17 protein-coding genes are annotated in these 25,429 nt (G+C 33.7%); 12 read left to right on the forward strand and 5 right to left on the reverse strand.

Features of this window, described 5'->3' with window-relative positions:
- The first annotated feature begins 15 nt into the window (after window positions 1–15).
- The 4 genes from Q0807_RS02430 (at window position 16) to Q0807_RS02445 (ending at window position 5,551) form a co-directional block, all read left to right on the forward strand.
- Complete coding sequence (locus Q0807_RS02430; RefSeq protein WP_299105949.1) at window positions 16–3,036, forward strand: DNA polymerase III subunit alpha; 3,021 nt, start codon at window positions 16–18, stop codon at window positions 3,034–3,036.
- Window positions 3,037–3,260: 224 nt separating this feature from the next.
- Window positions 3,261–4,478: a DNA polymerase IV gene (gene dinB, locus Q0807_RS02435; protein ID WP_299105951.1), complete on the forward strand. Its 1,218-nt coding sequence runs from the start codon at window positions 3,261–3,263 to the stop codon at window positions 4,476–4,478.
- Window positions 4,479–4,531: 53 nt separating this feature from the next.
- Window positions 4,532–5,077, forward strand: coding sequence for a hypothetical protein (locus Q0807_RS02440; RefSeq protein ID WP_299105952.1), 546 nt, complete (start codon window positions 4,532–4,534; stop codon window positions 5,075–5,077).
- A 57-nt stretch (window positions 5,078–5,134) separates the two neighbouring features.
- The gene (locus Q0807_RS02445; RefSeq protein ID WP_299105953.1) at window positions 5,135–5,551 is read left to right on the forward strand and encodes a DUF2007 domain-containing protein; all 417 of its coding nucleotides are present in this window, start codon (window positions 5,135–5,137) and stop codon (window positions 5,549–5,551) included.
- Here Q0807_RS02445 and Q0807_RS02450 read toward each other — a convergent pair.
- Entirely contained in the window at window positions 5,541–7,037 is a 1,497-nt protein-coding gene (locus Q0807_RS02450) for a PLP-dependent aminotransferase family protein (protein ID WP_299105954.1), read from the reverse strand. The genes Q0807_RS02445 and Q0807_RS02450 overlap by 11 nt on opposite strands.
- Window positions 7,038–7,134: 97 nt before the next feature.
- Between Q0807_RS02450 and Q0807_RS02455 the strand changes: the two genes are divergently transcribed.
- The 6 genes from Q0807_RS02455 (at window position 7,135) to Q0807_RS02480 (ending at window position 13,364) form a co-directional block, all read left to right on the forward strand.
- Window positions 7,135–8,964 carry a TonB-dependent siderophore receptor gene (locus tag Q0807_RS02455; protein ID WP_299105956.1) on the forward strand — a complete coding sequence of 610 codons (1,830 nt, stop codon included), beginning with the start codon at window positions 7,135–7,137 and terminating at the stop codon, window positions 8,962–8,964.
- A 546-nt stretch (window positions 8,965–9,510) separates the two neighbouring features.
- Complete coding sequence (locus Q0807_RS02460; RefSeq protein WP_299105958.1) at window positions 9,511–10,131, forward strand: hypothetical protein; 621 nt, start codon at window positions 9,511–9,513, stop codon at window positions 10,129–10,131.
- 25 nt (window positions 10,132–10,156) lie between these two features.
- A complete protein-coding gene (locus Q0807_RS02465; RefSeq protein WP_299105959.1) occupies window positions 10,157–11,770 on the forward strand; it encodes a flotillin family protein in 1,614 nt (537 codons plus the stop codon).
- Between the two features lie 90 nt (window positions 11,771–11,860).
- Window positions 11,861–12,334 carry a hypothetical protein gene (locus tag Q0807_RS02470; protein ID WP_299105962.1) on the forward strand — a complete coding sequence of 158 codons (474 nt, stop codon included), beginning with the start codon at window positions 11,861–11,863 and terminating at the stop codon, window positions 12,332–12,334.
- A 15-nt stretch (window positions 12,335–12,349) separates the two neighbouring features.
- A complete protein-coding gene (locus Q0807_RS02475) occupies window positions 12,350–12,658 on the forward strand; it encodes a DUF3784 domain-containing protein (protein ID WP_299105964.1) in 309 nt (102 codons plus the stop codon).
- A gap of 223 nt (window positions 12,659–12,881) precedes the next feature.
- Complete coding sequence (locus tag Q0807_RS02480; RefSeq protein ID WP_299105967.1) at window positions 12,882–13,364, forward strand: DUF6646 family protein; 483 nt, start codon at window positions 12,882–12,884, stop codon at window positions 13,362–13,364.
- 55 nt (window positions 13,365–13,419) lie between these two features.
- On the opposite strand, the gene Q0807_RS02485 is transcribed toward Q0807_RS02480, so the two are convergent.
- Window positions 13,420–13,893, reverse strand: coding sequence for a regulatory protein RecX (locus Q0807_RS02485; protein ID WP_299105969.1), 474 nt, complete (start codon window positions 13,891–13,893; stop codon window positions 13,420–13,422).
- Window positions 13,894–14,173: 280 nt separating this feature from the next.
- Here Q0807_RS02485 and Q0807_RS02490 point away from each other — a divergent pair, with 280 nt between their 5' ends.
- On the forward strand, window positions 14,174–19,219 hold the full coding sequence (locus Q0807_RS02490; protein ID WP_299105971.1) for a choice-of-anchor D domain-containing protein: 5,046 nt from the start codon (window positions 14,174–14,176) through the stop codon (window positions 19,217–19,219).
- Window positions 19,220–19,309: 90 nt separating this feature from the next.
- A complete protein-coding gene (locus Q0807_RS02495) occupies window positions 19,310–19,654 on the forward strand; it encodes a hypothetical protein (RefSeq protein ID WP_299105973.1) in 345 nt (114 codons plus the stop codon).
- 107 nt (window positions 19,655–19,761) lie between these two features.
- On the opposite strand, the gene Q0807_RS02500 is transcribed toward Q0807_RS02495, so the two are convergent.
- From Q0807_RS02500 to Q0807_RS02510, 3 genes are read right to left on the reverse strand one after another with little or no spacing between them, the layout of a single operon-like run.
- Window positions 19,762–22,206, reverse strand: a complete 2,445-nt coding sequence (locus Q0807_RS02500) for a TonB-dependent siderophore receptor (RefSeq protein ID WP_299105976.1) — start codon at window positions 22,204–22,206, stop codon at window positions 19,762–19,764.
- 15 nt (window positions 22,207–22,221) lie between these two features.
- Window positions 22,222–22,941: a DNA repair protein RecO gene (gene recO / locus Q0807_RS02505; RefSeq protein ID WP_299105978.1), complete on the reverse strand. Its 720-nt coding sequence runs from the start codon at window positions 22,939–22,941 to the stop codon at window positions 22,222–22,224.
- 3 nt (window positions 22,942–22,944) lie between these two features.
- Window positions 22,945–25,332 (reverse strand): ABC transporter substrate-binding protein, encoded by a 2,388-nt coding sequence (locus tag Q0807_RS02510; RefSeq protein WP_299105980.1) that lies wholly within the window; start codon window positions 25,330–25,332, stop codon window positions 22,945–22,947.
- Window positions 25,333–25,429: the final 97 nt, after the last annotated feature.

Consider the following 25,429-nt stretch of genomic DNA (forward strand, 5'->3'; position numbering starts at 1 on the left):
TTTATTAAACTAATTATGTATTTAAATTGTCACACGTATTACAGCCTTCGTTATGGAACCATAAAACCAGAGCAACTCCTTGCTATTGCTTCAGAAAATGGCGTTCAAACGCTTGCATTAACTGATATTAATAGCACGTCTGCATGCTTAGATGTGTTGCGTTTGTCTAAAAAATATAAAATCAAATCAGTACTTGGTGTCGATTTTAGAAATGGTGCACAACAACAATTCATTCTTATAGCGAAAAACAATCAAGGGTTTCAAAACATAAACGACTACTTGTCTCAATTTCTTCATAATCACGATTTAAAAATTCCGGAACGACCAGATGAAGATTTAGACGATTGCTTCGTGATTTATCCGTATCAAAACGGCATAGATTTTCAATTAAAACCAAATGAGTTTTTAGGTATTACACCTCAAGACCTTAATCGCTTAAAGTTTTCAAAATGGAATCAATTCAAACACAAACTCGTGGTTTTAAAAACGGTTTCCTTTCAGAATAAAAAAGGATTTAACACACATCGCTTATTGCGTGCTATTGATAATAATACCTTGTTAAGTAAACTTCCAAAGTCTGAAGAAGGTAATGAATGCGATATGATGTTACCGTATAATGAACTCTGCGAAACGTATTCCGAATTTCCAAAACTCATTAACAATACAAAACAACTTCTAGAAAAGTGTACTACCAATTTTGATTTTGAAAATGCCGAACCTAAAAACCAAAAATGCTTAACAGAAAATGAAACTTTAGATTATAAATTACTGAAACAATTGACTTACGATGGCATTAATTATCGTTACGAAATAAACGTTGAACAGAAGGTTTATGATCGTATTGAAAAGGAACTCACTATTATTAAACAAAAAGGCTTCGTTTCCTATTTTCTTATCAATTGGAAAATCTTAGAATACGCGCGAAGCAAAGATTATTACTACGTTGGTCGTGGTAGTGGTGCCAATAGTATTATTGCCTATTTATTGCGGATTACAGATGTGGACCCAATTGAACTCGATTTATATTTTGAACGTTTCATTAATCTCTTTCGTCAAAACCCGCCAGATTTCGACCTCGATTTTTCATGGAAAGATAGAGATGACATTACTAATTATATTTTCAAGACCTTTAAACACACAGCGCTTATTGCAGTTTATAATACCTTTAAATTTAAGGCGTCTGTACGCGAATTAGGAAAAGTATTTGGTTTGCCTAAGTCCGAAATGGATAAACTCACCAGAGGAAAATATCATATTAATCAGCTCGATAATTTATCGCAACTCGTTATTAAATACAGCACATACATTGAAGGGTTTCCTAATTATTTAGGCATCCATGCTGGTGGAATTTTAATTTCAGAAGAACCCATTCATACGTATTGCTCCACATTCATGCCACCAAAAGGTTTTGCTACCACACAATTTGATATGGTTGTTGCAGAAGATATTGGGTTGTATAAATTCGATATTCTAAGCCAACGTGGTTTAGGAAAAATAAAGGAAGCTGTAGAAATTATTGACGAAAATTATAAGAACCAACCACCAATTGACATTCATGATATTAAAGGTTTTAAAAAAGATGAACGCATAAAAGACTTACTAAGACACGCCAAAGCTATTGGTTGCTTTTATGTAGAATCGCCTGCTATGCGTATGCTATTAAAAAAATTACAGGTCGATAATTATTTGGGCTTAGTCGCTGCAAGTTCTATCATTAGACCTGGTGTTGCCAAAAGTGGTATGATGCGACAATATATTTTGCGCTATCGTTATCCCGAAAAACGAAAAGAAGCACATCCTGTTTTACAGCAAATTATGCCAGAAACGTATGGTATTATGGTGTACCAAGAAGATGTGATTAAAGTAGCACACCTCTTTGGTGGTTTAGATTTGGGCGAATCAGATATGTTACGTCGTGGCATGTCTGGGAAATTCCGATCGCGAGACGAGTTTTTAAAAGTGAAACAAAAATTCTTCGATAATTGTATAAAAGATGGGAAGCCTAAAGATTTAGTTACAGATGTTTGGCGACAAATTGAAAGTTTTGCAGGTTATGCTTTTGCTAAAGGGCATTCCGCATCGTATGCTGTAGAAAGTTATCAAAGTCTATTTCTAAAAGCCTATTATCCTTTGGAATATATGACAGCCACCATCAATAATTTTGGTGGATTTTACAGCACAGAATTATATGTGCACGAAGCCAGAATGCACAATGGTATTATTGAAGCACCATGCATTAATAGTTCGTTTACACAAGCGATTATAAAAGAGAACACCATTTACTTAGGCTTTATGTTTTTGCAATCCTTAGAAGCTAAAACCATAAATAGAATTCTTAATGAGCGTGAAGAACATGGTGAATTTCAATCGTTAGACGATTTTATAGAACGGGTGCCAATTTCTATTGAGCAAGTTTCAATTTTAATTAAAATCAACGCCTTTCGATTTACAAAAATCAATAAACGAGAATTGCTTTGGGAGGCGCATTTAAAGATTAGTAAAACGGTAGTTCAAGAAGAGGTGATTACGCTATTTAAAACCCCGCGCATTAATTACAGTACACCAGAGTTACCAAGTACTGATTTAGAAAATGCATTTGATGCTATTGAGTTATTAGGCTTTCCGCTTTGTAACCCGTTTTATTTATTAGAAAAAAAATCGACCAGCAATTTACGAGCTAAACATTTAACACAATTAGAAGGCAAGCTCATTATCATTGAAGGCTACTTAATTACTACAAAAAACACAAAAACTGCCAACGGAAAGATGATGTATTTTGGAACATTTTTAGATCGTGATGGTGATTTTTTAGATACGGTTCACTTCCCTCCTATTGCAGCTAAATATCCATTTAGAGGCAAAGGGATTTATAGCATCATAGGACGTGTAATGGTAGAATTTGATTGTGTGACGATTGAAGTTTCAAAATTTGAACTATTGGCTATTATTGAAGACCCTCGTTATTCAGTAAAATCCTTGAATCCAACATTTCAGAATAAACGAAGTTTTACAGATTTGAAAAGAGCCATCAGTTAAAGAATTTTAAAAACAGTATTTCGTCACTTCGAGTGAATTTGCAAAGCATGAGCAAATTTATATCGAGAAGCTTTCATTAATCATAAGGTTCTCGATACAACCATTTTTTCCGCTTTAGCTACAAAAATTGCCACTCGAACTGACGACAATTATAAAAACAACCTCTTAAATACCTACAAGGCTTTAGAAGTCTTGCAGAAAATCCAAATTATCCCAAATTAAAAATGAACAGAAACCGCAGCATTGTACACATGGATTTAGACACGTTCTTTGTATCGTGCGAAAGACATATGGATAGCAGCCTTAACGGAAAACCGATTCTTATTGGTGGCACAAGCGACAGAGGGGTTGTGGCGTCTTGTAGTTATGAAGCGCGTACTTTTGGTGTTCATTCTGCGATGCCAATGCGTATGGCAAAACAATTGTGCCCAGAAGCTATTGTACTCAGAGGAAACTCTGGTATTTACACCAAGTTTTCTAATGCTGTTACTGATGTTATTAAAGAGAGTGTTCCTCTTTATGAGAAAACATCTATTGACGAGTTTTATATGGATCTTACCGGAATGGATAAGTTTTTTGGTTGCCATAAATTGGCTTCAGAATTACGCCATAAAATTATAAGAGAAACTGGTTTACCTATTTCCTTTGGTTTATCACTTAACAAAACGGTTTCAAAAATTGCGACTGGAGAAGCCAAACCCAACAACGAGATTCGGATTCTTTATGGTAATGAAAAACGATTTTTAGCACCACTTTCGGTTAAAAAGATTCCGATGGTTGGTAATGTCACTTATAAAGCGTTGTGCGATTTGGGTGTAAAACGCATTCATACTATACAAGAAATGCCTATACAATTAATGCATAAAGTATTGGGTAAAAATGGCCTTGTCATTTGGAAAAAAGCAAATGGCATAGACAACTCGCCTGTAGTGCAATACCACGAGCGTAAATCTATTTCAACAGAGCGTACTTTTAATCAAGACACTACAGATGTTGCTAAACTTAAAGGTATGGTAGTTGCTATGGCAGAAAATTTGGCGTATCAGTTACGTCGTGGTCATAAATTAACGGCTTGCGTGACCTTTAAGATTCGGTATTCAGATTTTCAAACGTACACACAACAGCAACGTATTCCTTACAGTGCCATGGACCATATGCTTATTCCTGTGGTATTGGGTTTATTCAAAAAACTGTATCATCGTAGGCTTTTAGTACGACTGATTGGTGTAAAATTTAGTCATTTGGTAGAAGGAGGCCATCAAATAAATCTATTTGAAGACAATGAAATGCACCTCAACCTAACCAACGCTATGGACAAAATGCGCGAACGTTATGGAGACAGAGCTGTAATGAGTGCTGCTGGTATGGAAGCAAAAACTATAAGTCGTTTTAATCCTTTTAATGGCGAACCGCCTCCTTTGTTACCAAATCGACGACGATAAATTATTGTATAAGACTTAAAAACTCTCAAAATCTTTATTTTATATTTGAAAATATGAAACCCAATATCATTTCAGAAAGTCCCAGACCTATTTGGCAGATACCTATTGCTGCATTATTTTTTACTATAACCACACTATTAATATTACTTGCATTATACCAAATAGAGTTTACTGAAAAAGGATTAATAATATTTCTACATAGAATTAAGCCATGTATTTTTTTCGTATCAATAGGTATTGGATTTACCTTAACAAAAAGTATTCATATTGATATAGAAAACTCAAAATTTAGACCAACCTATAATATTGGTCCTTTAAAAATAGGTTCTTGGCAAACCATTAAAAATTATGAATACGTATCAGTATTTCATCAACCAATAATAGGAGGCGATTATATTTTTGAAGTGAATCTGTGGTACGACAACAACAAACATTTTGAGTTATATGAAGAAGATAATTACAAAGAAGCCTTCCTCATAGGTTATGAACTTTCAGAACAATTAAACATCGATTTGTTAGATGCTACAGAACCCAACAACTTTAAATGGGTTGATAAAGACAAGTGGAAAACCAAAATGGCAAAAGGTAGTATTGAATGATTCTATTCTAAACTTGCCAGGTTTTATAAACCTGCTAAGTCTTACTATCTTTACCAAATGAAAGAAACATTCATCACCATAGCCAGATTCCCCTATTCTACAGAAGCACAAATCGCAAAAGGACGGTTAGAAGCAGATGGTATCGACGTTTTTTTAAGAGATAATCTTACCATAGACACTGACCCTTTGGTGAGCCAAGCAATTGGAGGCGTAAAATTAAAAGTACTTGCTAAAGATGAAGAAAAAGCGCGAGCAATCTTAAAATCAATTAAAGCCTATTCTGTAGATAATGACGGGCATCCTATTGTTTGTCCCAATTGTAAAGGCGAACATATTGAAATGTACACCACCATTAATAGTTTTAAATCCTTGATGTCTTTTTTAATTGGCCTCTTGTTCTTCACACTACCCTTTAGCGCGCGCTACCAATACAAATGTGAGGATTGTAATACTGAATTTCCTATTAAAGATTAATGACCTTTGTATAAGCACTTTTCAACTTCCTAATCACAATTTCGAGTTCTTCTTCGTTTAAATGTCCAAAACCAAAACGAATAGCACAGGTGTTTTTATCTTGATATAAAATAGTTTTAGGCAGAAACAAATCTAATTTTTCAGCTTCTTCGGCAAGTTTTACTAACGAAATAGACACAACAAATCGCAACCAGATTGCTAAACCACCAGAGGGTGTTTCCCAAGTAATGACATCTTCAAAATAAGAGCCTAAATAATGGCACAAACGATCACGGCGCTGTTTGTAAGTGACAATGTTTTTTTTCTTAAGTCGGTATATTTCACCTTCAGAAATCAATTCGGCAAGCATTTGCTCTTGTATTAAATCCCCTTGTTTATCTAGTAATTGCAAGTAGTTTTTAGCTTCCGAAATTAAATTTTCTGGTGCAACCACAAAACCTGTGTGAAAACTTGGAAATAACGACTGACCTAATTTGCCTAAATAAATAACCATACCACTAACGTCTGCACTTGCCATAGGTAACATAGCTGAACCATCATACTGAAAATCGTAATCGTAGTCATCTTCTATAATAGCAAATCCATGCATTTTTGCCAATTGTAATAATTGCAATCGTCGTTTTGCACTCAACGTTACCGTTGTAGGATAATCTCTATTAGCACAAACATACACACAGCGTATACTTCCTTTTACAAAATGCTTTTTTATGTAGTCTATATCTAAACCTTCACTATCAACAGGAATCGTTCGAATGGTTGCACCTGCTTGTTGAAAAATCATGTTAGCTGCATAATTACTCAACTGCCCAACCAACACCAAATCATCCTGTTTAATTAATAACCGTGAGACTATATACAGACTCATTTCTGTACTTCGTGTATTGACTAAATTATTTGGTTTTATATGAAATCCGCGAGTTGCATTTAAATAATTACAGAGTTGTGTACTAAAAACCGATGGTATTAATGCACTTGTTCTATTCCATTTATTAATTAATGGTTTCCGTTTCATGGCTGCGCTATACCATCTTGAAAATTGATAAACAGGATGTAATCGTAAATCGGGTTTACCATCACTTATAGCATATGTTGCAGATGTTTCTTCAGTTGTTGAAGCTAAATTAAACGACTGTTCAAAAGGAAAACCAGCCACTTTTGGATACGTATAAGCTTGATGAATTTGCTGAGTCGAAGCTTTAATTTTTGTGTCTGACACCTCTGGTATTAAAACAAACGTGCCCTTATTAGCCACAATATCTACCCAACCTTGCGATGCCAATTCGTCGTAAATAGCAACTGCAGTATTTCTGTGAATGTTTAACAACTCACTTATAACACGTGTTCCTGGCAATTTGCTGCCTTTTTCTAAATAACCACGTTGTATCGCATTTATAACTTGCTGTGCTACTTGTATATAAACAGGTTTCACAATAGTTTTGTCGAATGTAATAAGTTGTTTTAATATATCGCTAACCGGACTATTCATTGTTTTAAAACTGGACTAGTTTAATCGTCCGGAAAGTTACGACTTTTGCACAATAAAATTAAATGATGCAATAACAACCATTGCAAAACTCAAATAGATGAAAAATTCAATCTTACTTTTTACATTATTATCATTTAGCGTTTTTACTCTAAACGCTCAAGAAGAACTACCTGTAATTAAAACCGATTCATTAAGTGAAGTCGTTATTATTTCATCTCGAATTGATTTACCCTTCAAAGAAAATTCTAGATCCATAAATATTATTACTGCGACAGATATTAAAAATAGTTCAGCGACTACCATTGCAGATTTATTACAACAAGTTGCTGGTGTTGATATTAGAAGACGTGGAACTGGCGGAAGTCAGGCAGATTTATTTATTAGAGGTGGTGGTTTTGACCAAACACTTTTATTAATTGATGGTATAAAAATGGACGATGCCCAAACAGGACATCATACCATGAATGCGTCGTTACCACTAGAAGTAATAAAGCGCATAGAAATTATAAAAGGGCCTGCTGCTAGAGTTTTTGGACAAAATGCATTTACAGGTGCCATTAATATAGTCACTAAATCTAACTTAAGTAATTCCGTTTCTGCAAATTTAGAAGCTGGTTCTTTTGGGCAGCTTAATGGTTCTGTAACTGTTGGGTCAGAATTAGAAAACTCAACACATATTTTTCATGCTGGAAAAATGACGTCTGATGGCTATCGAAATAATTCAGATTATGAAAATTCAAACTATTTCTTAAAAAGTGTTTTCAACAAAAAAACACAACCTATTGAAATGATTGCAACGTTTTTCGATAAAAAATTCGGTGCTGAAAATTTCTACACCACCAATGCTACTTTTAATGAATACGAAGAAACTCAAAACAGTTTATTAGCATTCACTACTAAATTTCAATCTAAAAGATTCAAAATTCAACCAAGAATCTACTGGAAACGTAATCAAGATATGTTTCTTTTAAGACGTTATGAACCTGGCTTTTATAGAAACTTTCATATTTCTAATAAAATTGGAGCTGAAGCCAATGCGTCTTATAAATCAGAGTTCGGTGAAACTGGTTTCGGAATCGATATGTCTAAAACCTATTTACGAAGTAATAATTTAGGCCATCGTAATCGTTTTATGACAACACTATTTTTAGAACACAGATTTCAGTTTATAGATAACCGATTAGACATTACACCTGGTGTTGCTATGACGTATTTCTCAGATTTTAAATTTAATGGTTTTCCTGGATTAGATGTTGGTTTTGATATTACCAATAACCTAAAAGCCTATGGAAATATTGGTTTTACATACAGAATTCCGACCTACACAGATTTATATTACAGTGACCCAAGCACCAACGGGAATCCAGATTTAGAACCAGAAGAAGCTTTTGCACAAGAACTCGGAATTAAATACATCACACCGAAATTTAGAGCCACTTTAGCTGTTTTTAATAGAGATGCAGATAATCTAATAGATTACATTAGACCAAATACAACCGAAAATTTTACTGCGACCAACATTACAGAAGTGAACACCAAAGGGTTTGAATTTGATGCTGCTTATAATTTTAAGCTCAACAATTTTAACCAAACCTTAGCGATAGGCTATTCGTATTTAGATGATAATATTTTAGACCAAAACGAAGAATTATCGCGTTATTCTCTAAACACCTTAAAACATCATTACACAACAAGATTGAGTACTAAACTATTCGAAAATGTGAGCCAGAATATCGTTTACAAATACGCTGAACGTACCACAGGACAAACGTACAACGTCTGGGATGCCTCTATAGTAATGAGCTTAAAACAAGTTGAATTATCAATCACAGCAAGTAATATTTTTGATGCTGATTATATTGAATCTGGCTTTACTCCAATGCCTCCAAGTAATGTGTTGTTTGGTATGCGTTACAAATTCCTGTAAAAACAGGAATCTCATAAATTGAAACTAAATTCTCATCGTCATAATCCTGCAAGGTCTTTTTTAGACCTTGTAGAATAGCCTATAATATAAAAAAACACCTCTAAAATCCCCTCAAGGGGACTTTAGAGGTGTTAACAAATTTGGATTTCTATACAAAAATTCTGAAAGTCTTTTTTGTTCTTGTAGAAATCTAATAAGCATAGATTCGTGTCTTTCGCAAGAATGACAAATCGAGTGTGAAAAATTATTTTTCAAAAAAATTGTAACAAAATTCTTTCATTTGCTACTGATATATTGAAAGTGGTTTAATTCTCGAATCTTTTTTAAAGCTTCAAAGATTTTAAATAACCATTCTACAAATAACCATCACATACCATTGACATTACTAATTTGGATAAATTAAAATCCAAAAAAAGATTTCAAAGAAACCATGACTAATTACGTCTAACTTGGTGGCAATTTTGTGTCTAATTTACTTTCAAAATAATAAGCTTTAAAACTTATTATGGTTGTATATTTATTAACTCAAATAAAACCCTAGAAATTATGGCAAATTGGTTTTCAAATTTAGAATTGCTATCCCAAATATATTGGTTAACGGCTATTATTGGTTCTCTTGTTTTTTCTGTGGTTATGATTATGGCTTTTACAGGAGGCGATGCTGATGATATTGATGGTGACGTTGAAGCAGGATTTCAGTTTATTTCCTTTAAAAACCTTGTTGGCTTTTTTACCATTTTTGGTTGGAGTGGCATTGCATGTATAGATTCTGGACTTTCAACACCAGCGACCATTCTAGTTTCCGTGATTTGCGGTTTACTAATGATGGTGATTATGGCAGCACTCTTCTTTTTTATTAGTAAGCTCTCAGATAGTGGTACTTTAAATTACAAAAATGCGCTAGATGCTGTTGGTGAAGTGTATTTAACAATCGGAGAAGACCGCTCTAAAATGGGAAAAGTAAGTGTTAGTGTGCAAGGTTCTATGAGAGAATTAGATGCTTTAACCGATTCCTTAACACCATTAAAAACTGGGACCATTATAAAAGTCGTTGATGTCACTTCTAACGGAATCCTCATTGTAGACCAAACACGTAAACCTATTGAGCCTTCAAAAGCACAAACCGAACTATTGAGTAACAACACTCAAAAGAAAATATCTAACTAAAAACAAACCTTCAAATTTAAAAACTATGAATTTACTAACCATCCAAGAAAATTTTAATGTCGAGAGCCTAGGGCTTCCTATGGTCGCCATTTTTGTGGTCTTATTTATTGTACTGACTTTAATTATTTTAATAAAACGCTACAAACGTTGTCCATCAGATAGAATTTTAGTGGTCTACGGAAAAGTTGGAGGCGGACAATCTGCTAAATGTATCCATGGTGGCGCTGCTTTTATTATTCCTGTGATTCAAGATTATGAATTCTTAGAATTAACACCTATTTCTATCGAAGTAAATTTGGTAAACGCCTTATCTAAACAAAATATTCGTGTTAACGTACCATCGCGTTTTACAATTGGTGTATCTACAGAACCAGGTATTATGCAAAATGCTGCCGAACGTTTATTAGGATTAGGACAAAATGAAATCCAAGAATTAGCCCAAGAAATTATTTTTGGCCAATTACGTTTGGTAGTTGCTTCAATGGATATTGAGGAAATTAACAACGATAGAGATAAATTTTTAACTAACATTTCGCAGTCTGTAGAAACCGAATTAAAGAAAGTAGGTTTAAAACTAATTAACGTAAACATTACAGATATCGTTGATGAGTCTGGTTATATTGAAGCCCTTGGTAAGGAAGCTGCAGCACATGCTATTAACGCAGCACGTAAATCGGTTGCAGAGAAAACTAGAGATGGTTCAATTGGTGAAGCTAATGCAGAACAAGATGAAAGAACCCAAGTTGCAGAATTACATGCTAAAGCAAAAATTGGTGAAGCAAATGCAAACCAAAATGAAAGAGTACAAACTGCAAGTGCTATAGCATTGGCAAAAATTGGTGAAGCAGAATCTTTAAAAGACGAAAGAATTAAAACCTCTGAAGCAAATGCACGTGCTATTGATGGAGAGAATACAGCAAAAATATCGATTGCAGAATCAGATGCGTTAAGAAGAGAAAAAGAAGCAGAAGCAGAAAAACGAGCTATTACCTCTGAAAAAGTACAAGCCGCTAAAGCTTTAGAAGAAGCTTATGCTGCAGAAAGAGAAGCAGAAGTTGCCAGAGCAGAACGTGTACGCTCAACACAATTAGCAGATATAGTTGTACCAGCCGAAATTGATAAACAAAAAGCTGAAATTGATGCAGAGGCCGAAGCAGAACGCACAAGAAGACAAGCTAAAGGTGAAGCAGATGCTATTTTGTTTAAAGCACAAGCAGAAGCACAAGGACAGTTTGAAATCTTAACCAAACAAGCTGCTGGTATGGAACAAATTGTAAAAGCGGCTGGTAACAACAGTAGAGACGCTGTATTATTATTAATTGCAGACAAATTACCAGAATTGGTAAGAATTCAATCAGAAGCAATTAAGAATATTAAAATTGATAAAGTAACGGTTTGGGATAATGGCAGTAGTGGTGAAGATGGAAAATCTTCTACTGCTAATTTCTTATCTGGTATGTACAAATCAGTACCACCTTTACAAGAAATGTTTAATATGGCTGGTATGGATTTACCAGAGTATTTAAAAGGAAAAGACAAAAAAGAAATTGAAGCAGAAGAAGCTAAAATTGAAACTGATGCAACTGCTATTGAAGATGTTATAGTTGAAGTTAAAGAACCTAATATTGAAAAGTCTTAAGACTAATATTTATAAAAATTAGTACACTTTAGAAATGTTTGGTTGAGCGTATTCTAAATGCTCGAACTGACAAAATGAAACATCTTTAAATTGAATAAAATAAACTACATAAGTCCAGTATCTACACTACAAAAAGTGTATGGTTCTGGACTTTTTATTATTGGTGCTTTTAGCATTTTTACAAGCGGAATAGGATTTATCTTTATTGCTGCGAGTCTTTATTTTTTTCAAACAAATGGTATTGAAATTAATCTAACCACAAAAACCTATCGTAAAACCATCAACATATTAAGTTTAAGCTTTGGCAAATGGCTAGATTTACCAGATATAGAATATGTTTCCGTTTTTAAAACAACAACGTCTTCTAGAGTTTGGGTATCTTCCGCTAGTACAAAGGTTACTAATACAGTTATAAAAGTCAATTTATTCTATAATACCAATCAGAAAATTGAAGCATTTGTCGCAGATAATACAAAAGACGCTTTTGAGGTTGCCAAACAAATTGCTTCAGCTTTAGAAGTTGATGTTTTAGATGCAACATCTAGAGATACCAAATGGTTATAATTAAAACCAGAACTCATGTTATTTATCAGTATTCTTTTTATTGTTTTAGGCACACTTATTAAATACGGAAAAATGTATTTTTTAATTGCAGGTTACAACACCATGTCTAAAGAAAAACAAAAAAACTACGATATAGAAGGTATTGCTGCTGTATTTAGAAATGCCATGTTTGGTATGGCTTTAATAATGCTTATAGGTTTAGGCTTAAGCCATTGGTTAGAGATACCCAAATTAGAAGACTATGTCTTCTTTGGTGCTTTAACAATTGGTGTTCCGTATATACTTATGGCTTCAAACTCTGATAAATTTAAATTAGACAAATAGTATATTAACATATGAGATACAGTTAATTTTAACAGCTCGTAAATTTCATTTGTTATGATTTTATCATTTCGCAATCTGGATTTCATAATGCGACGCTTTAGAGGGCAAAAGTGGATTGACTGGAAAAACAAAAAGCCATTACCAATACCAATCGTTTTACCTAAAGTTCTAACCTATATTGAATTCTCTTTGTATATTTGCCCAGATTTTTAAAATGAAAAAAATGAAAAATATTGTATTAATTGTCGCTTTATTAGCTTTTAGTTTTGGTAACGCACAAGCCTTTGAAGGTAAAGGAGACCAGAAATTTCAAGTTGGTGCTAATATTCAAGATTATGCTACTGGGATTAATGTAAGTTTCGATCACGGTTTAGGTGAAAATATCTCTGTTGGTGTATCGTCTTCTTATGCTTTAGGTGGTTCTAGTTGGATTGAAGATTTAGATTTTGGTGATCGTTTCGATTTAAAAGCGCGTTTTAACGCTAACCTAGGTAACGTTATTAACCTTGACGAAAACTTTGACTTTTATCCAGGTTTAAACCTAAGCCTTAAAAACTTTGGTGGACATGTTGGTGCACGTTATTTCTTTTCGCCAGGTTTTGGTGTTTTTACAGAAGCTAACTTTCCTTTAGCTAAATATGATAAAGACTCAATTGATATTCATAACCAATTTACTTTAAATCTTGGTATGACCTTCAATTTGTAAGAACCTAATAAACTCATATAAAAAAGCCTTTTTGTAATATAACAGAAAGGCTTTTTTATTTAATATACTCATTCAGTTTCTCGTAAACCAAATGCGATTCCCATCCACGATAAAACAGGTAATCGGCTACTTTCTTTTTCTTTTTGTATTTGTCCTTTTCTTTAACCTGATCAATTCGCTTTAACGTTAACGCATCTAAAGTCTGGTAATAATCATCTAAGTCAATTTCTTTTAAAGCCACATCAATACTATATTTAGAAATATCTCTAGATTTTAATTCTCTTACCAAACGGATTTTTCCCCATTTTTTAATTCTGAATTTACCACTCACAAACGTCTTTGCAAAACGCTCTTCGTTAAGGAAATTATGCTCAATTAAATGCACCAAAACAACATCTATAGCTTCCGGAATCATACGCATTTCCCAAAGCTTATTTCGTACTTCTTTATGGCAACGCTCTTGATAAGCACAATAACTTTCTAGCCTTCTTTTAGCTTCTTCAACAGTATAAGTTTTGTGTGTATCCATTAGATCAAAAATACAATAGATTATTTATAATTAACGGATTTATTACGCTTGTCAACCTGATGCGAAAAAGCCTTAACAAACCAAGCCAATACGTAAAACGTTAGGGATGTAATAAACTCTAAATTACTGAACATTGCACTTGGTCGAATAAACTTGTTTTTCACGGATAATCGACCCGAATTATTAACCATTTGTTAATAAAAATGTATCTTACAAGACACTGACCTGCAAGGTATTTGAAGTAACTTTGAAGGCTATTAATTCATTTTTATTATCCCTTATGATTAAAAACTACTTTTTACCATTTATATTTATTTGTCTTGCTTTAAACTTCAGTTTTGGGCAAACAACCATAGGAATTCAAGATTTTGAATCCGTACCTGCTACGCCAACAATGACTTATACAGGTGGCTCTATTGCTACAGGTAATGGACCTTTTCCTACTGGAGATGATAATTTTGTTAGTGGCTCTCAGGCCATTGAAGAAAGCGACGGAACTTCTACAGTTTTATTTTCTAGTGTAGACGCCTCAGGATATACATCAATTTATTTCACATTTCGTTTAGCTTCTTTCTCCGGAACTTCCGGAAATGGAGCTGATGGTTCTGATGAAGTTTTTGTTGGTGTAAGCACAGATGGTGGAGCAACTTGGTCTGATGAATTAGAAATAGAAGGTAATTCAAACGCTAGGTGGTCATTTGATTCAGGTACAGGAACCGCATCTACAACTTTTGACGGTGATAATTCTGCTACAATATTCACTCCATCAGGAGGTGGCAATAGGACATCTGACGGTTATAGTACAATAACTATCAATGATTTACCTAATTCTTCAAATCTAAGAGTGAGGTTGATTATGAATAATAATTCCGGTAACGAATACTGGATTGTTGATGATGCAGAAATTTTAGGAACACCAGCTGCTGCTTGTACATCTCCAACAGCTCAACCTACAAGTTTAGTTTTAAATAACATAACAAGTTCATCAATTGATGGTTCATTCACCGCATCAGCAGCAGATAGTTATTTAGTGGTTGCGAGTTCATCTGCAACATTGGGTGCAAATCCTGTAGATGGAACAACTTATACAATTGGTGATACTTTAGGGAGTGGAACAGTTATTCAAAGTTCTACAACAACTACATTTTCTGCAACTGGTTTAACACAAAACACCCAATATTACTTTTTTGTATTTGCTTATAATGGTTCTGGTTGTTCAGGTGGACCATTGTATTATACACCAAGTCCATTAATTGGAGATGATACTTCTTTAACAGGACCTTGTCTTTCTGACAATTTCGATTCAGGTTATGGTAATTGGACAGGAGGCTCAGGTACATACATTAATGGCACAGCTGGAAACACAGGTAATGGCATCGGTTTTAATGACAATAATGATGATATAATTACTTCAGTTGCACTTACTGACCCAACGTCTTTAAGTTTTATAGCGCGCGCATCAGGTGGAACATCTAATTACACTATAAATTTTGAATATGCTACAGCACCAACAGGACCATGGACAACTGTATCTTCAATTGTTGCTGATGGATCAAATACTGGTGATATTACAACTACTGCAAATACATTTAATATCAATTTAAACTTAATTGGTGATTATTATATTAGAATTCTGCAATCACCAAGATCTGGTGGTTCGTTTTACCTAGATGATGTTGAAATTTTCTGTGGAGCTTCTACTCCTGAACCAGAGTTACAATTGGTAGATGACACCTCAACTAATCAAAACTGTGGATACACTATAGATTTTGGAAATGTTGCCAATGATGGAAGCACTGCTGATTTAACATTTAATATAGATAATATTGGATCATTAGATTTAAATATAAGTTCTCTAGCTATTACTGGTGAATATACAATTGTATCACCTACTGCTACTCCGTTTGCTATTGCAGCAGGAAGCTCGCAAACGGTAACAGTTCGTTTTACTCCTACGTCAGTTGGAACAATAACAGGGATACTTACTATTAATAATGACGATGCAGATGAAAGTACTTGTACGGTTAATTTAACAGGTGAAGGCTTTACGCCATCGCCAGAAATAGACGTTGAAAGAGATACAACGTTTGCATCAATTGCAAATGGAAGTGCTGCCAATACTGGTAACAATACCATTTTTGCTGGAACAGAAATTGGAACTGCCACACCAGCTTTAAAGTCATACTACATTAGAAATGAAGGAACTGCCGATTTAAATGTAACTAGCATTTCTTCCTCTAATACAGCTGAATTTTCAATTTCAACCAATCCTGCACCTATAACTTTAATTCCTGGAGATTTTGTACAATTTGATATAGAATTCTCACCAATTAATTCTGGAACAAGAACTGGGACAATAACAATTGTTAGTGATGATAGCGACGAAAACCCTTATACTTTTGGTGTAAGTGGCGAAGGTGTTTGTGCATCTTTAAGTGGTTCTATATCGCCAGCAGAAGGACCTGCAGGCACAATTGTAACGATTGTTTCACCTGGAAATGACCTAGCAGGTGCAACAGCAAGTTTAAATGGAGTATCACTAACACCTGTATCTGATAGTACGTTAGAGCTAGTTGTTAGATTGCCAAATACTATAATTAGTGGAGGACCATTAAGTATTCAATTATCTAATGGATGTACATTTAGTAATACATTTAACCTCATTGATAACACTATTGCTGGTTGCCAAACGACCTCTAGTACTGTGGTTGGTGATTTATTTATTAGTGAGATAACAGATTCTCCTACCGGAAGTTTATCATATATAGAATTATATAATGGTACAGGTGCACCAATTTATTTTTCAACTACGAATTTCAGCGTTAGAATATATAATAACGGAAATACTACTACATTTAATGATATAATTCTTAATTCTGGATCAGTCGCAGATGGAGACACCTATGTTATTTCATGTGGCACTAACGATTCACAATGTCCAGTTACAGGTGGTGATGGCAGTTTAGCGCAAGTAGATTTGGCTACTATTGGAGCAAGTATTAATTTTTTCGCTTCAGGAAATCAGAACATCGGACATGATTTTATAGGCTTATATGATGCATCGTCATCCCTTGTTGATTCTTGGGGAGCTTTTGGAGATGAAACTTGGGCTACTGGTCTAGGACTTGGTGACAAAGGAGCAGATTTTCAAAGAGATATAAACGCAACGTTTCCGAACACGACATTTTCTACCGCAGATTGGATAATTATAGATTGGACTGACATTGATTGTAGTGATGTTGATTACTCTACAATTGGAACTTACGACTTCTCTACTGGAACTCCACCAACAGTAACATTACAGCCTTTAGATTCAACATTCGACTGTATCTTTTCGGCAAGTTTTACAATTAGTGGTACAGAAGGCTTTGATGGTCCATCACCTCCAGATGCTCAAAATTTAACTTACCAATGGTTTTACAATGTGCCTGGTACTGCTGTATGGACAGAAATTCTAGCAGGTAATGCAGACTACTCAGGTCAACAATCGGCTACTCTTAACATACCAAATACCGTTAACTTTAATGGTTACCAATACTATTGTCAATTAAGAGAAGATTCTGCTACATGTTTTGAAGCCTCAAATGCTGTAAAATTAGAAGCATTATCTTCTACTTGGGATGGTACATCTTGGTCTACACCACCAAGCATAGATCGCGCAGTAATTATTGATGGTGATTATGATACAAGCGTTGTAACAAACGGTGAAACCAGTTTTAGTGGTTGTAGCCTAATTGTTAATGCTGGCTATGAATTACAAGTATCTAACGGCAATTACATAGAAATTGAAAACAATATTATTGCAGATGGTGACATTACTGTATTTACTGCAGGTTCTGTAGTACAAAATAACGATTTAGCAACTGTAACAGCCAATGGAACAATTACAGTACAAAAACAAACGAGTATGATTAGTACACCTTATCAATACACGTATTGGAGTTCTCCAGTGGTTGGTGAAACCATAGAGAACGTATTTTCTACTGTACCAGTATCACGTCGTTTTGTGTTTAATGCTGCAAATTTTGTGGACGACCTTATTGAAAATGCCAACACAAACACATTCACACCTGGACAAGATGATATTGATGATAATGGTGACGATTGGCAACCTGCTTCAGGCACAATGCTTCCTGGTGTTGGGTATGCTGCAACAGCAAGTTCTTTTGGCATGTTACCTGCAAATCAGCAATTTCCATTTGTTGGAGCATTTAACAATGGTGTTATTACACCTGCTGTGGTCTATTTACCAACAAGTGATTATTCGGATTGGAATTTTATTGGCAACCCTTACCCAAGTGCTATTGATGCTGCACAGTTCTTTTCTGTAAATTCTGGTACTGTAAATACCATCTATTTATGGAGTCATGCTACACCAGAAAATATTAATGCTTCTGGTAATGAAGGTGCTAATTTCGCTCAATCTGATTATGCTATAATTTCTGGTAGTGGCGTAAATACTGCTGGTGGATCTGGTGTAATACCAAATGATTTTGTACCTTCTGGACAAGGTTTCTTTATTGAAACTTTAGACACCTCTCCTATTACCTTTAATAATGCCATGAGAGTCACTGGTAATAATGATCAATTCTTTAGAAGTGAAACTACAGAAACTAATAGAAAGGTATTATGGTTAAATTTAAGTTCTGACAATGGTGTTTCTAAACAAATTGCAGTTGCACACTTAGATGGTGCAACGGATAGTTATGATGGCTCATTTTACGATGTTACTGAAAACAAATCATCAGCGCTTGCTGCAACATTCTATTCTATTATTTCTGATAGTGCAGATGAACAATTTGTGATTCAAGGAAAAGACCTAAATAGCTTGGACCTTGATGAGATTATTCCTCTCGGATTTAAAACTACTATTGATGTTGCAACGTTATACACTATTTCAATAGCACAATTTGAAGGTGATTTTTACACAAATAACGATGTCTACATTAAAGATGACTTATTAAATACAACTCATAATTTAAAAACATCTGATTATACGTTTACATCAGAACCTGGTGAGTTTAATAATCGTTTTGAAATTGTATTTACAACTCAGGCACTTTCTATAGACGATATTGTGATGGATACCAATTCTATTTCTATAGTAGAATTAAATGATGGCCAAGTGCAGTTTAAATTGAATTCTAAAGAATTAAGCATTTCTAATGTTGAGATATTAGATGTTTTAGGAAGACGAATCTATAATTTACAAGCTAATAGTACAACTGAGGTTTATAACTTATCTAAATTAAGCCAAGCAGCTTATATTGCTAGAATTACGTTATCTAACGGACAAGTAATTAGTAAAAAGGCAGTAAAAAAATAATACCTATAAAGTTACTTAACGAAATAATTAATACTTTCTTGATACTTGTATTGGGAAAGTTTTTTTAGCACATAATATCACTACTATATCATGAAAAAACTAGTACAACTTACCTGTATACTTGGTCTAATTATTATGACCTCTTGTTCTTCAACAAAAAACATAAACGATTCAGCAAAAGAGGACACTACCTCATCCCAAAACATTGATAATACCGGACGTGATGGCAGTTCCTTTGAAAAAGCAATAATTGTTAAAAGTATTAAGGAAGAATACGCGTATGTAAAAAAGGACTGCGTTAATTGCACCATGCTAGGACAAGCTTTAGCTTACAATGAAAAGAAACCTTTTGATATCCTTAGATTAAAAAATGCAGAAGGAAAAGCAGTCTCTTATTATTTTGACATCTCTATTTTTTTTGGAAAAGGATTTTAACCAACTATACCTAAATATAACTTAGAGCTGCGTCGGATATGCGTCGGGTTTCCTTCGGGTAGTCCTGAGATTAAGTTTGAATACCACAGACTGTTTGATATCTTCTATTACAATGTATATTTTAAAGCAAGTACTAAGTTTCTTCCTGCTGCAGATAATCCAGAAGAATATGGTCGGTAACGTTGGTCTGTTATATTCTCTAAACTGGCTGTGAGACTCCAATTTTCGTTATGCTTATATTGGGTTCTTAAGTTAAACGTGTACCAAGATGGTGCATACGGATTGCCATCACTATCTTTTGCGTACAAATAATCTTTAGCAGCTTCTGATGGTGCCAATTGACTATTAGAAAATTCATTATTATACACTAAAAACGTATCTACTAAGAATTTTTCGGTCTTCCACTTTAAATGTGTTTCTCCAAAACTTGGCGCCACGTGTCTTATGGGTTCTTCTACACCTTCATTATCTTCCGTTCCACCTATGATGTTGTATTGCGAACGCAATTTTAAATGTTTAGAGAAATTGATATCCATACCAACTTCAAACCCATAAATCCATGCTTTAGATGCATTTTGTATGGCTTGTACAGTACTTAATTCGCCATCGTACATAATCTCGGTTTCACCATTTAACTCGTAATCTCTTCTGATTAAGGCATTATCTAAAAAGGTATAATATGCGGCTAAATCTATAACAACTTTATCATCAAAATTCAACTTTAAACCTAATTCGCCACCATAGGCATATTCGGCTTTTAAATCTTTATTAGGTACTACTACAGAACCAGGCTCTGAATCAAACACCTTACCAATATCATCAATATTTGGTGCTCTAAAGGCTGTTGACGCATTTAGTTTCCATTGTATCATATCACTTGGCGACCAAGTAATACCTGCAGTACCTGTTAATGCACCAGTATCTACTCTAGCGTCATCAAAAGGTAGGTTTAAAAAGACATTGTTTGCCGTGAAATCGGCTTTAGAAATCACTTGATTATAACGCAAACCAGACTGAAACACAAACTTGCTATTTGGTTTATACTTTAAACTGGCGTAAGCTGCAAACGACTGCCAAGTAGCATCATTTGGATAACGCGTTACGGCTGCTGTACTAGTACTGGTTTCAATATTCTGTTCTTCGCCAACAGAACCCACTAAATTATACAGATATTCTGCACCATAAAAGAGCGAGATTTTACTGTTAAATCGTTTTTCAAAATCGACATTAAGCGAAATAGCATCGACATTTTCTTCTCTCACATCTCTTAGTACCGATTGAAAATCACGATCTCGCCTACTCTCTTTAAAATTTTGATAAGCTAGTGTGGTTTGTATTTTATTATAGAAACTTGATTTACTACTCAGTTTTGTGAGCTGAAAATTACTCATAAACCATTGTTGTGGTCCATAACTCCATTCTGCAGAGCGTAAATTATCATTGCGATATCGCAATAATCGATCATACCTAGAATAATCTGAGGTGGTAGAATAATACACACCAAAATCGAAATCTAAATTATCTGAAGGTTCATAACGCACCTTTTGCATTAAATTTATTTGATTGTAACCAGTAGGATTTTGAATTTGCGGATTAGAATTAGCCACAATAACATCTTCACCATTTTGTTGTTCTACATACTCTAATCGTAAATAATCATCTGGTCCATGACTTCCCATTCTTAAATCGTTGAAATCGGTATAAGTAACACTCGTTAAAAATGCCCATTTTTTATAACCAAGATTAACATCTATATGTCCTGTTTTTTCATTGCTTGCTGTGGCATATCTGCTCATTGCATTAGCACTTAAATACAAATCATCTTTATAAGACAGTTGTGGTTTTTTAGTATAAAAACTCATAACACCTCCAATAGCATCACTACCATATACTACAGAACCTGCGCCAAGAGTGACTTCGGTATTGTGAACTGCAAGTGGATCAATTGAGATAACATTTTGAAGGTTTCCACCTCTAAAAATGGCATTATTCATACGTACACCATCTACAGTAATTAATAATCTGTTGGTAGAAAATCCTCTAATCATAGGACTTCCGCCTCCTAATTGACTTTTCTGAATATAGATATTCCCAGTATTATTTAATAAATCTGCACTGGTTTGTGGGTTTGCAAAAGCAATATCACTAGCATTTAAACTGACGATTGTTTGTGGAATTTCGCGTTTATTTTGTTCAAATTTTGAAGCCGAGATTACAATTTTTTTTAAATATTCGACCTTAGGTGTGAGATAAATAGTATCATTAAGCTTTGCAATTTGCGACTTCGTAAATGTTCGTTTTTCGTATAGAAAATTCTTAAAAACGATAGTTTCTTTATCCTTAAATCCATCTATAGATACATGTCCGTTATAATCGGTTACCAAGGTCTTACTTTTATTTGGGTTATATACAGACACACCGAGAATAGGCATATTAGTATCCACCTCTAAAACAGTAACGGTTTGCCCAATCGCCATTTGAAATAGAAAAAATGAAATGATAGCTAATAGATAATTATTCTTCACTCGTAAACTCATTATCAATAAAAACATCGTTTTGGTAACTACTTAATGAAACACTTCGTTAAGCACTTGTAATGATTTTGGTTTCTTAAAACTGCCCAAATGTAATTCAAAATAATACAACAGCATATTCAAAAACTCTTGTCTTTGTGTGGCATTGATTTTTATCGTTTTTAAAGCCTCAAAATTTGTGCCTAAAAGCTGTTTTAACAGTGTTAAATTTGAGCCAGAAATGGAGTAAATTCCATTATTTGTAGCTTCAAAAACGCCAGATTCTAGATTAAAATAGGTGTAATTATTATCAAGGTTTTCAGGCTGAAAACCTAAGTAACGTGTTAACTTTAAAAGAAATAAAAGATGAAAATTAGAAAATTGATCTTCGTTGTCTAAATATTGAAGTGCTGCTGCAATAAATTCATACAAACCTTCATTCTTCTCCTCCTCTTTTAAAACGTTTGAAAGAATTTCAGCCAAAAACAAAACAATAGAACTTTTATAAATGTTGGTATGAAGACTTTTGTAAATGTAATTGAACTTTACTTCTTTTATAAAATGAAGTGTTTGGTTAGGCTTATAAAATTCTTCGATTTGAAGTTGAGACAATGCTTGATAATACACGGTTTTAGACAATCCCTTTTTAGATTTTAAAACACCTTTAAGTAAATAACTTACAACACCACGTTGTTGCGTGTAGCATTTAACAATAAGATCGTACTCTCTGTATTTTAGTTTTGAAAGTACAATACTGTTGTTTTTTGAGAGCATCTTTTATCTAACTATTAATACTTTGAGAACTTTTGTTTCAAAAGAATCTAAATCTGAAATTAGTATTACGTATACACCTGTTCTTACTACGGAGTTTCCTAGGTTTTTACCATTCCATACAGCAGTTCCACCATCAATGGCAAAATTATAATTAGTATTAGAAGATCTAAGATTAATGTTAGATTGTGCTTCTGCGACTAAATTCCCTTCAATATCAGTGATTTTAACATTAACGTTATCTGTAAGTCCACTTACTTTTACGCCTTTGGTAATATCATTTAGATTATTAAAACCAAGAATGTTGTATTCTGGTCGCACAGGATTAGGATAGACAAAAGCATCATCTAAGCTTTCTTTAGTATCTGACCCACCAGCTTTAAAGGCCAATAAACCTTTATCTGTAGCTATATAGACTATACCATTATCAGAATCTATTGAAACATCATTTACCGTATTAGAAGGTAATGGCGAATTATCTTTTGTAAAGTGATAAATGGTGGTTTGGCCATCTGGAGAAAAATAAAACACACCCGAATCTATTGTACTAATCCATTTATTATTAGAACCATCCACTTCTATATCTGTAATTACCTGACCCTCTAATAATTCTTTTGCAATGCCATCTTCTAAGATAATAACTTGACTTAGAGAAGGGCTAGGATCATTATAAAAACCAGAAGTATTATATAATACTCTTAACCCTTTTGTTGTACCTATCCAAAGCTGATTATTATTATCTATAGCCAAGCTAATAAACCTTGTAAAAGGATCAATGGTTGAGTCTGATGTATTGATATTTCTTAAAGGATTATTTGAAACACTTTCATTATAGGCCAATAAACCATTATCATAAGAGCCAATCCATTTGGTACCATTATTATCTATTTCAATTTCAAAAAAACCATCTTCATCAGAAAAACCGTCTTCTATTAAACTTGTAAAACTATAACTCTGCCAATTTCCTGTAGAAGGATTGTAAGATTTTAATGGATTATCTATTCTACTCGATACGGACCAAAGTAAGCCATCGTTATCAAATTTAGAATCAGTAATTCTAATACTTACAGCATTAGGGTCGTTTGGATCATTTAATGATTCTAAACCACTGTTACTTTCATCATGCAATTCTGTAGGCTCAAAATTGTTTAATTCTAATAAACCCGAATGAACTGCACTTATAAAAACCTGTCTTGTGTTAAAAGGATTAATTGAAATCTCGGATAAATTTTTTGCTCCAAAAATACTATCGTAAGGTATGTTTTCCCATTTTTCATTTCTAAAATAGCTTAATCCTAAGCTTTTTAAAGGATAAGGATTTATTGAAGAAGAATAATCTCCAAACGTAGCAAACACACTTTCAGTATCAGAATTTAACCTAAACACATTATTATTTAATGGTCCGTTTGGCTTAATCTCGGTATATAAACTTGAACCGTCTAATGAAATTTCTAGAACTCCTAACTCTATTGTGCCAATGTAAACATTGTTATCTACAATTGTTGTAGACGTAAAACTAGTATTGAAATCTGAATTTGGTTGCAACGTATTTACAAGCTGGAGGTTCTCATTGTAAACACGACTAGCTGTTTCCATTGTATAAATTAAGTGATTATTTGAGACCTCAGCATCAAGAGGTAATAATGGTAATGTTGTTATTGTGTTGATTGTAGCGCCATCAATTTCATATAATACTTTATTAGACCGAACTGAATAAATTGTGTTATTAATAGTATTTATTGTTTGATAACTACCTGATATAACTGTTTGCCATTGCTGATAATCTATTAAATTAGGATTACTTAAGTCAGCCTTTTTTATACCATTGTTATCTGAACAAGCCACGAAAATTTCATTGTTAAAAATCGTAGTCTGTTTTACAGAAATTTGAGTTCCGTTATCACCAATAAAATAAGTATCACCAAATTCTAAACCACTTAAATCATAAATAGAAATACCATAATCAGTAGAAATGTATACTAATCCATCGTCTTCATAAAAGTGATTAATCCTTTTATTTGCCGGTGTAATGTTTTGCTTATCTAAGATATCTACTATGGTAAGAACTGAGTCTTCAATCTCAGAGTACAATTCTAATAAACCAGACTCATAACCAATTAGAAGGTATTGATAAATATCACTATAATAAATAGTGGTTATAGAATCACCTGATAAACCATCTACAGTGGTAATTGTTTTAATCTCATTTGTTAATGTATCATATTCAAATATGGCATTTTCAGCCGCAGCATAAATTTTATGTTCTCCACTAACAACATCAACAATATTATTGTACGAAAAATGCCCTTGCCATAACGCTGAGAAATCTTGACTATAACATGAAGCAGAAAGCCCAAAAACTAGAATAAAAATTTTAAAAACAGAATTGCGCATTCGTTAATTAGGTTTGGTCAAAGATATTTAATAGTAACGAAAATATAGTGCATATCATATATTAAGTCATAAAAAAAACTTCTACAAAAATTGCAGA

Source organism: uncultured Winogradskyella sp., assembly GCF_947495255.1.
GTDB lineage: Bacteria > Bacteroidota > Bacteroidia > Flavobacteriales > Flavobacteriaceae > Winogradskyella.

Coding starts and splice junctions, on each gene's coding strand:
- Q0807_RS02430 (WP_299105949.1), top strand. CDS start 16: ATGTATTTAAATTGTCACACGTATTACAGCCTTCGTTATGGAACCATA.
- dinB (WP_299105951.1), top strand. CDS start 3,261: ATGAACAGAAACCGCAGCATTGTACACATGGATTTAGACACGTTCTTT.
- Q0807_RS02440 (WP_299105952.1), top strand. CDS start 4,532: ATGAAACCCAATATCATTTCAGAAAGTCCCAGACCTATTTGGCAGATA.
- Q0807_RS02445 (WP_299105953.1), top strand. CDS start 5,135: ATGAAAGAAACATTCATCACCATAGCCAGATTCCCCTATTCTACAGAA.
- Q0807_RS02450 (WP_299105954.1), bottom strand. CDS start 7,037: ATGAATAGTCCGGTTAGCGATATATTAAAACAACTTATTACATTCGAC.
- Q0807_RS02455 (WP_299105956.1), top strand. CDS start 7,135: ATGAAAAATTCAATCTTACTTTTTACATTATTATCATTTAGCGTTTTT.
- Q0807_RS02460 (WP_299105958.1), top strand. CDS start 9,511: ATGGCAAATTGGTTTTCAAATTTAGAATTGCTATCCCAAATATATTGG.
- Q0807_RS02465 (WP_299105959.1), top strand. CDS start 10,157: ATGAATTTACTAACCATCCAAGAAAATTTTAATGTCGAGAGCCTAGGG.
- Q0807_RS02475 (WP_299105964.1), top strand. CDS start 12,350: ATGTTATTTATCAGTATTCTTTTTATTGTTTTAGGCACACTTATTAAA.
- Q0807_RS02480 (WP_299105967.1), top strand. CDS start 12,882: ATGAAAAATATTGTATTAATTGTCGCTTTATTAGCTTTTAGTTTTGGT.
- Q0807_RS02485 (WP_299105969.1), bottom strand. CDS start 13,893: ATGGATACACACAAAACTTATACTGTTGAAGAAGCTAAAAGAAGGCTA.
- Q0807_RS02490 (WP_299105971.1), top strand. CDS start 14,174: ATGATTAAAAACTACTTTTTACCATTTATATTTATTTGTCTTGCTTTA.
- Q0807_RS02495 (WP_299105973.1), top strand. CDS start 19,310: ATGAAAAAACTAGTACAACTTACCTGTATACTTGGTCTAATTATTATG.
- Q0807_RS02500 (WP_299105976.1), bottom strand. CDS start 22,206: ATGTTTTTATTGATAATGAGTTTACGAGTGAAGAATAATTATCTATTA.
- recO (WP_299105978.1), bottom strand. CDS start 22,941: ATGCTCTCAAAAAACAACAGTATTGTACTTTCAAAACTAAAATACAGA.
- Q0807_RS02510 (WP_299105980.1), bottom strand. CDS start 25,332: ATGCGCAATTCTGTTTTTAAAATTTTTATTCTAGTTTTTGGGCTTTCT.